Raw genomic sequence first — 15,007 nt, forward strand, 5'->3', positions numbered from 1 at the left:
CTTCACTCAGCCGTCGAACCCGTCGTTGACCAGCTTCATCAGGCTGTCCACGTCCATCTCGTCGATCGCCTCGGTGGCCTGCTCGCGCTCGGCCTGGCCACCGTTGGCCAGGTGCAGCAACGGTTCCAGCAGACCGGCCGCGCGCAGGGCGTCCAGCGGGATCTGCGCGAGCGCACGCCGGGTGGTCGCCTCGACATCGTCCACACCGGACTGTTCCACCTGCTCTGCGAACAGCTCCGCGCGCAGGTGCCTGGCCAGCACGCTGGAGTTCGGGTAGTCGAACACCAGCGTGGCGGGCAGCTTCAGCCCGGTGGCGGTGTTCAGCCCGTTGCGCAGTTCGACCGCGGTCACCGAGTCGAAGCCCAGCTCCTTGAAGGCACCCTTGGGGTCGACCTCCTCGCTGGAGCTGTGCCCCAGCACCACGGCGACGTGGCTGCGCACCAGGTCGAGCAGTTCCCGCTCCCGCTCCGCCTCGGGCAGCGTGGACAGCCGCTGCACCAAGGTGTCCGGCGCGGGCGCCTCCTCGGCGGGCGAGTCGGCGGTGGCGCGCTCAATCAGGTTCTCCAGGAACGGGCTGAGCCGGGTCGCGGTGTAGGCGACGGAGAACCGCTTCCACTCGATGTCGGCCACCACGAGGAAGGTCTCGTCGTGGTCGAGTGCCTGCTGCAACACGGAGATCGCCCGGTCGGCGGGCACCGCCGGTACGCCGTGCCTGCGCAGCAGCTCACCGATCGGCCCGCGCTCGGCCATGCCGCCATCGCCCCACGGGCCCCACGCGATCGAGGTCGCCGGGAGCCCGTTGGCCCGGCGGTGCTGGGCCAGCGCGTCCAGGAAGGCGTTGCCCGGCGCGTAGTTACCCTGTCCGGAGGCCCCGAAGGTGCCCGCGAAGGAGGAGAACAGCACGAACGCCGACAGGTCCAGTTCGCGGGTCAGCTCGTGCAGGCTGATCGCCGCCCGCATCTTCGCCCGCAGCGCCCGATCGATCTTGTCCGGGGTCAGACCGTCCACAGTGGTGTCATCCAGGACGGCAGCGGTGTGCATGACCGCGGTGAGCGGGTACTCGGCTGGTACCGCGTCCAGCACCCCTTGCAGCGCCTGCTGATCCGTGATGTCACAGGCCGCGAGCGTGACCCGTGCGCCCAGCTCGGTGAGCTCGGCCACCAGCTCGGTCGCACCCGGTGCGGCCTCGCCGCTGCGGCTCACCAGCAGCAGGTGCTCGGCGCCGGAGCGGGCCAGCCAGCGGGCCACGTGCCCGCCCAGCGCCCCGGTACCGCCGGTGATCAGCGTGGTACCGCTGGGGTTCCACTGCCGCTTGGCCGGGGCACCAGCGATGCGGGCGCGGGCCAGCCGCCTGCCGAAGGTGCCGGAGGGCCGCACCGCGACCTGGTCCTCACCACCTGCACCGGCCAGTGCACTGACCAAACGGGACAGTGCCCGCTCGTCGACCAGCTCGGGCAGGTCGATCAGACCGCCCCAGCGCTCGGGTGCTTCCAGCGCGGCGATCCGGCCCAGGCCCCAGACCAGGGCCTGCACGGGGTTGGCGAGCCGATCACCAGCGCCAACCGAGACCGCGCCCCGGGTGACGCACCACAACGGGGCGCGCACCCCGGCGTCGGCCATGGCCTGCACCAGTGCGACCGTGGCGGCGTAGCCCAGCGGCACCGCCGTGTGCTCCGGGTGGGTCCGCTCATCGGTGGCCAGCAGGGACAGGATGCCCGCGACCGGCTCCTGGAGTTGTTGTGCCAGTTCGGATCGCGTCGCGGTGGCCGGGTCGACCAGCAGCGGGGTGACGGTCGCCCCCCGGTCCGCGAGCAGCTCGATCGCGGCCCGCACCCAGTCCTGTTCGGACTGGTCCGCGGGCACGGCCACGAGCCAGTTCCCGGTCAGCGCGGCAGAGGACGTGCCACCCAGCGGCTTCCACGTCACCTGGTAGCGCAGTGCGTCCTGTGTGGACTCGTCCTTGCGGTTGCGGCGCCAGGTGGACAGGTTCGGCAGCAGCGAGCGCAGCGCGTCCTGGTCGGCCACGTCCAGGGTGTGCGCGAGCGACTCCAGGTCCTCGCGCTCCACGGCCTCCCAGAACTTGGCGTCCACCTCGTCGGCGGCCAGCACGGCCGGCTTGGCCGGCGCCTCGTCCAGCCAGTACCGCTTGCGCTGGAAGGCGTAGGTCGGCAGCGGCACCTTGCGCGCGCCGGAGCCGTCCAGCAGCGGGCTCCAGTCCACGGCCAGCCCGTTGACGTGCACCTCGGCCAGCGAGGTGAGCAAGCGCCGCAGGGTTCCCTCGTTGCGCCGCAGCGAGCCGGTGACCACGGCCTCGCTCTCGGTGGACTCGATGATCGTCTGGATCGGCGCGCCCAGCACCGGGTGCGAGCTGATCTCGATGAAGTAGCCGTGGCCCTGTTCGATCAGCGCCCGCACCGACTCCTCGAACCGCACCGTGCCGCGCAGGTTCCGGTACCAGTAGCCAGCGTCCAGCGATCCCTCGGCCCAGTCGGCCGTCACGGTGGAGAACATCGGTACCTGCGAGGGCACCGAGACGACCGAGGCCAGCACCTCGTGCAGCTCGGTCTCGATCAGGTCCACGTGCGCGGTGTGCGAGGCGTAGTCCACCGGGATACGCCGCGCGCGAACGCCTTCGGCCTCACACCGGGCGATCAGCTCATCCAGCGCCTCGGGGTCACCGGCGACCACGATGGACTCCGGCCCGTTGACCGCGGCCACGGAGATCCGCTCGTCCAGCAGCGGCTCGACCTCTGCCAGCGGACGGGGCACCGACACCATGCCGCCCTTGCCCGCCAGCACCTCGGCGATGGCCTTGCTGCGCAGGGTGACGACCTTCGCAGCATCCTCAATGGACAGTGCGCCCGCGACGCAGGCCGCGGCGATCTCCCCCTGCGAGTGACCCAGCACCGCTGCCGGTTCGACACCGTGCGAGCGCCACAGTGCCGCCAGCGACACCATGACCGCCCACGACATGGGCTGCACCACGTCGACCCGCTCGTACGCCGACTCCTCGCGCAGCACCTCGAGCAGGTCCCAGTCCACGTAGTGGGACAGCGCCTGCTGGCACTGCACGAGCCGCTCGCGGAACACCGGCGAGGTGTCGGCCAGCTCCAGCGCCATGCCGACCCACTGTGAGCCCTGGCCGGGGAAGACGAACACCGGCTTGCCTCGGTCACGGGCCGTGCCGCGCACGACACCCGGTGCGGCCTCGCCCTGAGCCAGTGCGGCAAGTTCCTCGCGGTTGCCGCCGACCAGAACGGCACGGCTCCCGAACGCGGATCGCGTCGTGGTCAGCGACAGCGCGATGTCGGCCGCCGAGTACTGCGGGTTCGCGTCCACATGGGACAGCAGGCGGTTGGCCTGCTCCCTCAGTGCGGCGTCGGACTTCGCCGACAGCACCCACGGGAACGTGCCCTCTGCGCGCACCGGTTCGACCTCGGCGCTGTGCGGTGCCTGCTCGACGATCACGTGGGCGTTGGTGCCGCTGATGCCGAACGAGGAGATGCCCGCGCGACGCACCTCGGCGTCCCAGGGCCGGGCCTCGGTGAGCAGTCGCACGTTGCCGGACTCCCAGTCCACGTGCGGGGAGGCGTCCTCGGCGTACAAGGTCTTCGGCAACAGGCCGTTCCGCAGTGCCAACACCATCTTGATGACGCCCGCGACACCGGCGGCGGCCTGGCTGTGGCCGATGTTGGACTTCACCGAGCCCAGCCACAGGGGCCGCTCGCGGTCCTTGCCGTACGTGGCGAGCAGGGCCTGCGCCTCGATCGGGTCGCCGAGGGTCGTGCCGGTGCCGTGCGCCTCGATGGCGTCCACATCGGACGGTTCGAGGCCCGCGACCGCCAGGGCCTGGCGGATCACCTGCTGCTGGGACGGGCCGTTCGGGGCGGTCAGGCCGTTGGAGGCGCCGTCCTGGTTCAGTGCCGATCCGCGCACCACGGCGAGGATCGGGTGTCCGTTGCGCTCGGCGTCGGACTGCCGCTCCAGCAGCACCAGGCCCACGCCCTCGGCCCAGCCGGTGCCGTCGGCCTGCGCGGCGAAGGGCTTGCAGCGGCCGTCGGCGGCGAGTCCGCGCTGACGGCTGAACTCCACGAAGATGTCCGGTGTGGACATGACGGTGACACCACCGGCCAGCGCCATGGAGCACTCGCCGCGGCGCAGCGCCTGGATCGCCCAGTGCATCGCCACCAGTGAGGAGGAGCAGGCCGTGTCCATCGTGACGGCCGGTCCCTTGAGACCGAGCACATAGGACACTCGTCCGGAGGCCACGGCCGTGGAGTTGCCGGTGAGCATGTGGCCTTCGACGCCCTCGGGCAGTTCGGTGAGGCCGGTGCCGTAGCCGGTGGAGGCCGCACCGACGAACACGCCGGTCGGGCTGCCCTTGAGCGAGTGCGGGTCGATGCCCGCGCGCTCGAAGGTCTCCCACGAGGTCTCCAACAGCAGGCGCTGCTGCGGGTCGGTGGCCAGTGCCTCGCGCGGGCTCATGCCGAAGAAGGCCGGGTCGAACTCCGCCGCGTCGTAGACGAAGCCGCCTTCACGCACATAACTGGTGCCGGTCTGGCTGGCGTCGCTGTCGTAAATGCTGTCCAGCGGCCAACCCCGGTCGCTGGGGAAGTCGGCGATGCCGTCACGGCCGTCGACCAGCAACTGCCACAGCGCTTCCGGCGAGTCGACCCCGCCGGGGTAGCGGCAGCTCATGGAGACGATCACGATCGGGTCGTCGTCCACAGCGGACACTGGGACCAGCGCCTGCGACTCCTCTTGCGCACCACCGAGTTCGGCGAGCAGGTAGCCCGCGAGCGACTGCGGGGTCGGGTAGTCGAAGACCAGCGTGGCGGGCAGCCGCAGCTCGGTGGCGGCGTTGAGCCGGTTGCGCAGCTCCACCGAGGTCAGCGAGTCGAAGCCCAGGGCGTTGAACGCCTGGCTCGGCTCGATCTCCTCGGCCGATCCGTGCCCGAGCACGGCGGCCACCTGCTCGCGGACCAGGTCCAGCAGCGCCTGCTCGGACAGGCCGTCCAGCTTGCGGGTGACCTGGGCCGCACTGGCCACCCGGCGGGCCGGGGCCTTGACCAGGCCGCGGAACAGCGGGGACAGGGCGTTGCCCTGCTTGGCGAGGATCTTGGTGTCCAGGTTCATCGGCAGCAGCGCGGGCTCGTGCCTGCCCAGCACCGCGTCGAGCAGCCCCAGACCCTCCACCATGGACAGTGGCCGCATGCCGGAGCGGGCCATGCGCGAGATGTCGGCCTCGGTGAGGTGGCTGGTCATGCCCGCGCCCTGTGCCCACGCGCCCCAGGCCAGGGACATCGCGGGCAGGCCCTGCGCTCTGCGGTGCTGGGCGAAGGCGTCCAGGAACACGTTGGCGGCGGCGTAGTTGGCCTGCCCGGCGCCGCCGAACACGCCCGCCGCACCGGAGAACAGCACGAACAGCGACAGGTCGGCGTCGGCGGTGAGTTCGTGCAGGTTGATCACGGCGTCGACCTTGGGCCGCAGCACCCTGTCCACCCGCTGGCGGTCCAGCGAGGCGATCACGCCGTCGTCCACGATGCCCGCGGTGTGCACCACGCCGGTGAGCCGCACGCCGTCCAGCACCGCGGCCAGTGCGTCCCGGTCGGCCACGTCGCAGGCCGCGATCCGCGCCGTGGCACCGAGTTCCGCCAGCTCGGCGGCCAGTTCGGGAGCGGATCCGCTGCGACTGAGCAGCAGCAGGTTCTTCACGCCGTGCTCGGTGACCAGGTGCTTGGCCACGTTCGAGCCGAGCCCGCCGGTTCCGCCGGTGACCAGCACGGTCCCGTTCGGGTCCAGCGGCACGGGCATGGTCAGCACGACCTTGCCCACGTGCTTGGCCTGGCTGACGAACCGGAACGCCTCCGGCGCACGACGCACGTCCCAGGAGACGGTCGGGTGTGGGCGCAGCGCGCCGCTTTCCAGCAGTGCCAGCACTTCGACCAGCATCTCGCCGATGCGGTCCTGCCCGGCCTCGATCAGGTCGAAGGACCGGTACGCCACACCCTCGGGCTGGCGCAGGTCGGTCTTGCCCATCTCGATGAACCGGCCACCCGGCTTGAGAAGCCGCAACGAGGCATCGATGAACTCGCCCGCGAGGGAGTTGAGCACCACGTCCACACCACCGGCGAACTGCTGCTCAAATTCCAAAGTTCGTGAGGACGCAAGATGCTCAGACCTCACGCCCAAAGCACGAACAGCATCCCACTTGCCCGCACTCGCCGTGCCGTACACCGTGGCACCGAGGTGCTGGGCGATCTGCACGGCAGCCATGCCCACACCACCAGCCGCCGAGTGGATCAGCACCGACTCACCGGACCTGAGCCCGGCGAGGTCGACCAGGGAGTAGTAGGCGGTGACGAACACGTTGGGCGCGGAGGCGGCCTCGGCGAAGGTCCAGCCGCGCGGCATCCGGACCACCATGCGGCGGTCGGCGACGGCGAGCGGCCCGAAGGCCCCGCTGAAGATGCCCATCACCCGGTCGCCGGGAGCCAGGTCGGTGACGTCGGCGGCCACCTCGGTGATCACGCCGGAGCCTTCGAGGCCCATCGGACCGGCCTCACCCGGGTACATGCCCAGCGCGTTGAGCACGTCACGGAAGTTGACGCCCGCCGCGCGCACGGCGATGCGCACGTGGCCGGGGGCCAGCTCGGCCTCCGCCTCGGGCGCGGGCAGGAAGCGCAGCTTGTCCAGGCTGCCCTTGTCGGTGGAGTCCAGCCGCCAGGCGCCCTGCTCCGGCACCACGAGCCCGGTGTCACCGACCCGTGCGAGCCTTGCGGCGCTGGGAACGCCGTCCCGGATGACCACCTGCGACTCGCCCGCGGCGACCACGTCGAGCAGCACGTCGGCGGAGGACTGCTCCCCGTCCAGATCGATCAGCTGGAAGCGGCCGGGATTCTCCGACTGCGCGGAGCGGATCAGGCCCCACAGCGGGGCGGCGGCCAGGTCGTGCAGGTCCTCGCCCGCGGCGTACCGCGTGACGAACACCAGCTTGGCCTCGCGCTCCTCGGCGAGCCAGGTCTGCACCAGGTCCAGCGCGGCGTGGATCTGCTGCCGCACCTGCTCGGCGAGCTGGCCGTCACCGGGCAGCACCGGCACGAGCACGGTGTCCGCGCTGGCCTGCGCCAGGTCGGCCACGGTGTCGATGCCCAGCCCCAGGTCGTCCGCACCGAGCACGACTGCCGTACCCGAGCGCTGGCCGGGGGCGATCTTGGCCCAGTCCAGCCGGAACAGGGAGTCGTGCTGTGCGGGGCGGGTGTCGCGCACCTGGTCGGCGGTGACCTCGCGCATGGTGAGCGAGCCGACCGTGGCCACCGGGGCGCCTTCGGCGTCGCACACGGTGAGCGCCACCGAGTCCGGCCCGGCCTGGCGCAGCCGGATCCGGACCGAGGAGGCGCCGCTGGCGTGCAGGGACACCTCGCTCCAGGAGAACGGCAGCCAGGACTTGCTGGCCCCGTCCAGCGGCACGAAGGCCATGGCGTGCAGGGCCGCGTCCAGCAGGGCCGGGTGCAGACCGAACCGGACCGCGGTCCCGTTCTGCTCCTCGGGCAGCTGGAGCTCGGCGTAGATGTCCGCGCCGAGCTGCCAAGCGGACCGCAGTCCGCGGAAGGTGGGGCCGTAGCCGAACCCGTTGCTGGCGTGTTCCTCGTAGAAGCCCTCCAGGCTGAGGGCCTCGGCACCGGCCGGCGGCCAGGTGGTCAGCGCCTCCGGGCTGTCCTCGGCGGCCGGTGCCACCGAGCCGGTGGCGTGCAGCACCCAGGGCTGGTCCTCGTCGGCACGCGAGTGCACGCTGACCGGCCGGATGCCCGAGTCCTGGGCACCGCCGACAACCACCTGCACCTGGACTCCGCCCTGCTCGGGCAGCACGAGGGCCGCCGCCAGGGTCAGCTCCTCGACCCGCCCGCAGCCCACCTGGTCACCGGCGCGAACCGCCAACTCCAGGAAGCCGGTGCCCGGGAACAGGATGCTGCCCATCACCGCGTGGTCGGCGAGCCAGGGCTGGGTCTGCACGGACAGTCGGCCGGTGAACACGACCCCGTCGGAGTCGGCCAACGCCACGGCGGCACCCAGCAGCGGGTGATCGGTCGCGGTCAGGCCCAGGCCGCTCGCATCGGCAGAGCGCGAGCCCTGCGGCCAGAAGCGTCGGCGCTGGAAGGCGTAGGTGGGCAGGTCCACGCGCTGGGCGCCGGTACCCGCGTAGTAGTGCACCCAGTCGACCGGGACGCCGTTGACGTGCAGCGTGGCCAAAGCCGTCACGAACGCCGTGGACTCGTCACGGTTCTTACGCAACGCGGGAACAGCCACACCGTTCGAGACCATCGCGGAAAGCACACCGTCCGGCCCCAACTCCAAGAACCGCGTAACGCCCTGCTCTTCCAAGTACTGCACGCCCTGGTGGAAACGCACAGCCTCACGCACGTGCCGCACCCAGTACTCAGCAGTGGTCGGATCACCCTCGGTGTTACCCACCACCGGGATCTGCGGCTGGGAGTAGACCAGCTCCGACGCGACGGCGCGGAACTCGTCAAGCATCGGGTCCATCAGCGGCGAGTGGAACGCGTGGCTGACAGTCAGGCGCCGGGTCTTGCGGTCGGTGAACTGGTCCGCAACCGCTTGCGCCGCGTCCTCATCACCCGACACGACCACCGAGTTGGCGCCGTTGATCGCCGCGATCGACACCCGGTCACTCAGATGCGGCAGCACCTCGTCCTCGGTCGCCTGGATCGCGATCATCGCGCCACCGCTGGGCAGCGCACCCATCAACCGACCACGAGCCGCCACCAAACGAGCCGCATCCGCCAACGAGAAAATACCCGCCACATGAGCAGCCGCCAGCTCACCAATCGAATGCCCGATCAAGTAATCCGGCGTAACGCCAAACGACTCCGTAAGCCGATACAGCGCCACCTCAACCGCAAACAACGCAGCCTGCGTGTACTCAGTCTGATTCAACAGCTCCGACTCACCAAACATCACCTCACGCAGAGGCAGATCAAAGTGAGCCAACACAGCGTCAAGGGCATCAGCGAACACCGGGAACGCCTCATACAACTCACGACCCATACCCGCACGCTGCGAACCCTGACCAGAGAACAAGAACGCCAACCGGCCAGCACCGACAACGCCTTCGACCAGGTCCGTCGAGGTACCGCCGGACGCGAGCACGCCCAGCGCCTCCGGGGTCAGCGCGACCGCACGCCGCTCGAAGGAGGACCGGCCCGCGGCCAGCGAGTGGCCCACGTCCACCGGGTCCAGGTCGGCGACATGCTCGGTCAGCCGGGCGGCCTGCGCACGGAGCGCGTCCTCACTCGAAGCGGACACCAGCCAGGGGGCCACCGGCACCGGCTTGCGCTCCGGCTCGGCGATCTCCACGGCGGGGGGCTGCTCGATGATGACGTGGGCGTTGGTGCCGCTCATGCCGAACGAGGACACACCGGCGCGCCGGACCTCGGCGTTCCAGGTGACCGGCTCGGTCAGCAGCTCGACCCGGCCCGCGCTCCAGTCCACATGCGACGATGGGCTGCCGACGTGCAGGGTCTGCGGCAGCACGCCGTTCTGCACGGCGAGGACCATCTTGATGACACCGGCAACACCGGCCGCGGCCTGCGTGTGGCCGATGTTGGACTTGATCGACCCCAGCCACAGCGGTTCGGCACGGTCCTGGCCGTAGGTGGCCAACAGCGCCTGCGCCTCGATCGGGTCACCCAGCGCGGTGCCCGTGCCGTGCGCTTCGACAGCGTCCACATCGGACGGTTGCAGACCGGCACTGGCCAGGGCCTGGCGGATCACCCGCTGCTGCGAAGGACCGTTCGGAGCGGTCAGACCGTTCGACGCACCGTCCTGGTTCACCGCGGAACCCTTGACCACAGCCAGGATCGGGTGCCCGTTGCGCTGCGCGTCGGACAGCCGCTCCACCAGCAGCATGCCCACACCCTCGCCCCAGCCCGTACCGTCGGCGTCCTCGGAGAACGCCTTGCACCGGCCGTCGGTGGCGAGTCCGCGCTGGCGGCTGAACTCCACGAAAGCGCTCGGGGTGGACATGATCGTCGCACCACCGGCCAGCGCCAGGGTGCACTCGCCCGAACGCAGCGCCTGCACAGCGAGGTGCAGTGCCACAAGGGAAGCCGAGCAGGCAGTGTCCACAGTGACCGCTGGACCCTCAAGGCCCAGCGCGTAGGAGATGCGGCCGGACACGACGCTGGCCGCGTTGCCGGTGCCCGCGTGGCCCTCGGAGTCCGCGTCGGAGTTCATCAGCAGCAGCGGGTAGTCCTGGCCGTTGGTGCCCATGAACACGCCGACCGGGCTGCCCTTGAGGGTGCTCGCGTTGATCCCGGCGCGCTCCAGTGCCTCCCAGGAGGTCTCCAGCAACAGCCGCTGCTGCGGGTCCATCGCCAGGGCCTCACGGGGCGAGATGCCGAAGAAGCCCGCGTCGAACTCCGCGATGTCGCTGAGGAAACCGCCCTCACGGGCGTAGGACTTGCCGGGCCGCCCGGGTTCCGGGTCGTACAGCGAGGCGAGGTCCCAGCCGCGGTCGGCGGGGAAGTCGGCGACCGCGTCCTCACCGCTGATCAGCAGCTGCCACAGGGATTCCGGCGAGTCGACCCCGCCGGGGAAGCGGCAGCTCATACCGACGATCACGATCGGGTCGTCGGCGACCGCGGCGAGCACGGGTAGCGCACCGCCGGTGGCCCCGGAGCCGACGAGTTCGGCGTGCAGATGCTCGGCGAGCACCTGAGTGGTCGGGTAGTCGAAGACCATCGTCGCGGGCAGCGACAGACCCGTTGCCGTGCCGAGGGAGTTGCGCAGTTCCACGGCTGTCAGCGAGTCGAAACCCAGGTCGCGGAAGGGCTTGTCCACCTCGACCGCGCCCGCGCTGGCGTGGCCGAGCACACTGGCGGCCCCGGCCTGGACCACGTCGACCAACAGCTTCAGCTGGGCCTGTTCGGACAACCCGGCCAACCGGCTGGCCAGCGAGCCCTCCGGCTGCGCCTGCTCGCGGACCTCGGCCAGCTCACTGAGCAGCGGCCCGGTGCGGGTCGCGGCGAAGCGGTCCCAGTCCACCTCGGCCACGGCCACACAACCGTTGGCCTGGCGCAGGGCCAGCAGCGCGAGTGCCGGTGCCATGGCGGAGATCCCGCCGCGACGCATCCGCTCGGCCACGGTGTCCTCGGCGGCCATGCCCGCGTCGGCCCACGGCCCCCAGGCGATGGAGGTCGCGGGCTTGCCCTCGGCGCGGCGCTGCTCGGCCAGGGCGTCCAGGAAGGCGTTGGCGGCCGAGTAGCTGCCCTGCCCGGCGGCGCCGATGGTGCCCGCCAGCGAGGAGAACAGCACGAAGGCGTCCAGGTCACCGGTGAGCTCGTGCAGGTTCCGCGCGGAGTCCACCTTGGACTTGAGGACGGCCGCGAGGCGCTCGGGCGTCACGGTGTCCAGCACGCCGTCGTCGAGCACACCGGCCGCGTGCACCACGGCCGACAGGTCCAGGTCGGCCAGCACGGCGGCGAGTGCGTCGCGGTCCGCCGCGTCGCAGGCGATCACCGTTGCGCTGTCGCCGAATTCGGGTGCTTCCCCGCCGCGACGGCTCATCAGCACCACGTGCTCGGCGCCGTTGTCCAGTGCCCAGCGAGCCACCTGGCGGCCCAGCGCCCCGGTGCCGCCGGTGATCAACACGGTGCCGCGCGGGTTCCACTGGTCGGCGGTGGACCCGGCGCGCACGAGCCTGCGGACGAACACGCCAGCCGCGCGGACGGCCACCTCGTTCTCACCGTCCACACCGGACAGCACGGCGCGGACCCGTTGCACGGCACGGGTGTCCAGCGTCTCCGGCAGGTCGAGCAGGCCGCCCCAGCGGTCGGGGTGCTCCAGGGCGGCGACCCGCCCGAGCCCCCACACCGTGGACAGGTCAGGACGGCTCAGCGGGTCGGTGCGGCCGATTGCCACGGCGCCGCGGGTGACGCACCACAACGGCGCCGCGATGCCCGCGTCGCCCAGGGCCTGGATGGCCGCCAGCGATTCCTGTGCGTCGGACACGGACAGCACGCCGGAGATCGGTTCGGTGATCTCCCGCAGCTGGGCGGCCAGCTCCGCACGGTCGGCCGAGGGGTCGATCCGCACGACGTCGGTGCCGAGCGCGCCGACCAGTTCGTCCTCAGCCGTCGCGAGCACCAGCCAGGTGCCGGTCAGCTCGCGGTTGGGCACGCCGACGATCGGCTTCCACACGGCGCGGTACCGCCAACTGTCCACAGTCGACTGATCGCCGCGTTGCCGCCGCCAGGTGGTCAACGCGGGCAGCACCTCGCGCAGCGGGGCGTCACCACTCACGCCGAGCGCGTCGAAATCACCGCGCTCCACGGCCTCCCAGAAGCCGCTGTCCTCGCTGGCCGCAGGCAGTGGCTCACCGGCCTCCAGCCAGTACCGCTGCCGCTGGAACGGGTAGGTCGGCAGGTCGACGCGGCGCGCGCCGCTGCCCGCGAAGTACTTGGTCCAGTCGATGGACACGCCGTTGACGTGCAGGGTCGCCAGCGCAGTGACCAGCGCGGTGGGCTCCTCGCGGTTCTTGCGCAGCGCGGGCACCGCGACACCGCTGGACACCATCGCCGACAGCACGCCGTCCGGCCCGAGCTCCAGGAAACGCGTGACGCCCTGCTGCTCCAGGTACTGCACGCCCTGGTGGAAGCGCACGGCCTCACGCACGTGCCGCACCCAGTACTCAGCCGTGCCCAGCTCGGTGGCGAGCGAACCAGTCACATTGGACACGACGCGGACCGTGGGCGCGGAGTAGGTCAGACTTGCCGCCACCGCGCGGAACTCGTCCAGCATGGCGTCCATGCGCGGCGAGTGGAACGCGTGGCTGACCGTCAGGCGCCGCGTCTTGCGGTCCGCGAACTGGTCCGCAATCGCTTGCGCCGCGTCCTCGTCCCCCGACACCACAACGGAGTCCGGGCCGTTGATCGCGGCGATCGACACCCGGTCGGTCAGGTGCGGGGCCACCTCGTCCTCGGTCGCCTGGATGGCGATCATCGCCCCGCCGGTGGGCAGCGCACCCATCAGCTTGCCGCGTGCCGTCACGAGCTTGCAGGCGTCCTCAAGGGACAGAACCCCGGCGACGTGGGCGGCTGCCAGCTCGCCGATCGAGTGGCCGACCAGGAAGTCGGGCTTGACGCCCCAGGACTCCACGAGCCGGTACAGTGCGACCTCGATGGCGAACAGCGCGGGCTGGGTGTGCTCGGTGCGGTGCAACGCTTCCGAGTCGCCGAACATCAAGTCCTTCAGACCTGGGTTCAGGTGCGCGAACACCTCGTCCAAGGCCTCGGCGAACCTCGGGAACGCCGCGTACAGCTCACGGCCCATGCCCGCGCGCTGCGAGCCCTGGCCGGAGAACAGCAGCGCCAGCTTGCCCGAACCGGTGACCCCGGTGACCGAGGTCCCGTCGAACATCACCGCGCGGTGCTCGAAGGAGGAACGGCCGCTCGCCAGTGAGTAGCCGATGTCCAGCGCGGGAACGTCCACAACGGACTGGATGCCCTGGGCCTGGGCCTGCAGGGCTTGCTCACTGCGGGCGGAGATCAGCCACGGGACGACCGGAAGGCCGGTACCGGCAGGGGTTTCCGCGGCAGCGGCGGGCGGCTGCTCGAGGATGACGTGCGCGTTGGTACCGCTCACGCCGAAGGAGGACACACCGGCGCGGCGCACCTCGCTGTCCCACGGCACGGCGGAGGTCAGCAGCTTGACCCCGCCGGAGGACCAGTCCACGTGCTGGGTGGCCTCCTCGGCGTGCAGGGTCTTCGGCAGGCTGCGGTGCCGCATGGCCATGACCATCTTGATGACACCGGCCACACCGGCCGCGGCCTGGGTGTGCCCGATGTTGGACTTGATCGACCCCAGCCACAGCGGCTTGGCCCGGTCCTTGCCGTAGGTGGCGAGCAGGGCCTGCGCCTCGATGGGGTCGCCGAGCTTGGTGCCGGTGCCGTGCGCCTCGACCACGTCCACATCGGACAGTGCGAGGCGTGCGTCGTCCAGGGCCTGGCGGATCACGCGCTGCTGGGACGGGCCGTTCGGGGCGGTCAGGCCGCTGCTGGCGCCGTCCTGGTTGACCGCGGAGCCGCGCACCACGGCCAGCACCGGATGGCCAAGCCGTTGCGCGTCGGAGAGCTTCTCCACCAGCAACATGCCCACGCCCTCGCCCCAGCCGGTGCCATTGGCGGCGGCGGAGAAGGGCTTGCAGCGGCCGTCGGGCGAGAGCCCGCCCTGGCGGCTGAACTCGACGAAGGCGCCGGGAGTGGACATGACGGTGACGCCACCGGCCAGCGCCAGCGTGCACTCCCCCGCGCGCAACGCGCGCACGGCCCAGTGCAGTGCGACCAGCGAGGAGGAGCAGGCCGTGTCCACGGTGATCGCCGGGCCCTCCAGGCCCAGCGTGTAGGCGACCCGGCCGGAGGCGATGCTGGGCGAGTTGCCGTTGCCCAGGTGGCCCTCGACGTCGTCGGGGACCACCGCGAGCCGGCTGGCGTAGTCCTGGTACATCATGCCGACGAACACGCCGGTCCGGCTGCCGCGCAGGGAGTTCGGCGAGATCCCGGCCCGCTCCAGCGCCTCCCAGGAGGTCTCCAGCAACAGCCGCTGCTGCGGGTCCATCGCCAGGGCCTCGCGAGGCGAGATGCCGAAGAAGGCCGGGTCGAACTCGGCCGCGTCGTGCACGAAGCCGCCCTCACAGGCATAGCTGGTGCCGGTGCGCGAGCGGTCCGGGTCGTAGACGGCGTCCAGGTCCCAGCCGCGGTCGGCCGGGAACGGGGTGATCGCGTCGGTGCCCTCGGACACCAGCCGCCACAGGTCCTCGGGGGTGCGAACGCCGCCCGGGAACCGGCAGCCCATGCCGACGATCGCGATCGGCTCCCGCTCGCCCGCCTCCAGCTCGCGCAACCGTTCGCGGGTCTCGTGCAGGTCCGCGGTGACCCGCTTGAGGTAGCCGACCAGCTTTTCCTCGTTCGACATCCGATATTCCCCTGTG

The 15,007-nt window shown here is 71.2% G+C and carries 1 protein-coding gene; it reads right to left on the bottom strand.

The window, feature by feature from the left end; all coding sequences use genetic code 11:
* Nucleotides 1-6 precede the first annotated feature (6 nt).
* Entirely contained in the window at nt 7-14,991 is a 14,985-nt protein-coding gene (locus KALB_RS49585) for a type I polyketide synthase (RefSeq protein WP_052360507.1), read from the bottom strand.
* Nucleotides 14,992-15,007 lie beyond the last annotated feature (16 nt).

It is taken from the genome of Kutzneria viridogrisea DSM 43870 (genome assembly GCF_000525635.1).
GTDB lineage: Bacteria > Actinomycetota > Actinomycetes > Mycobacteriales > Pseudonocardiaceae > Kutzneria > Kutzneria viridogrisea.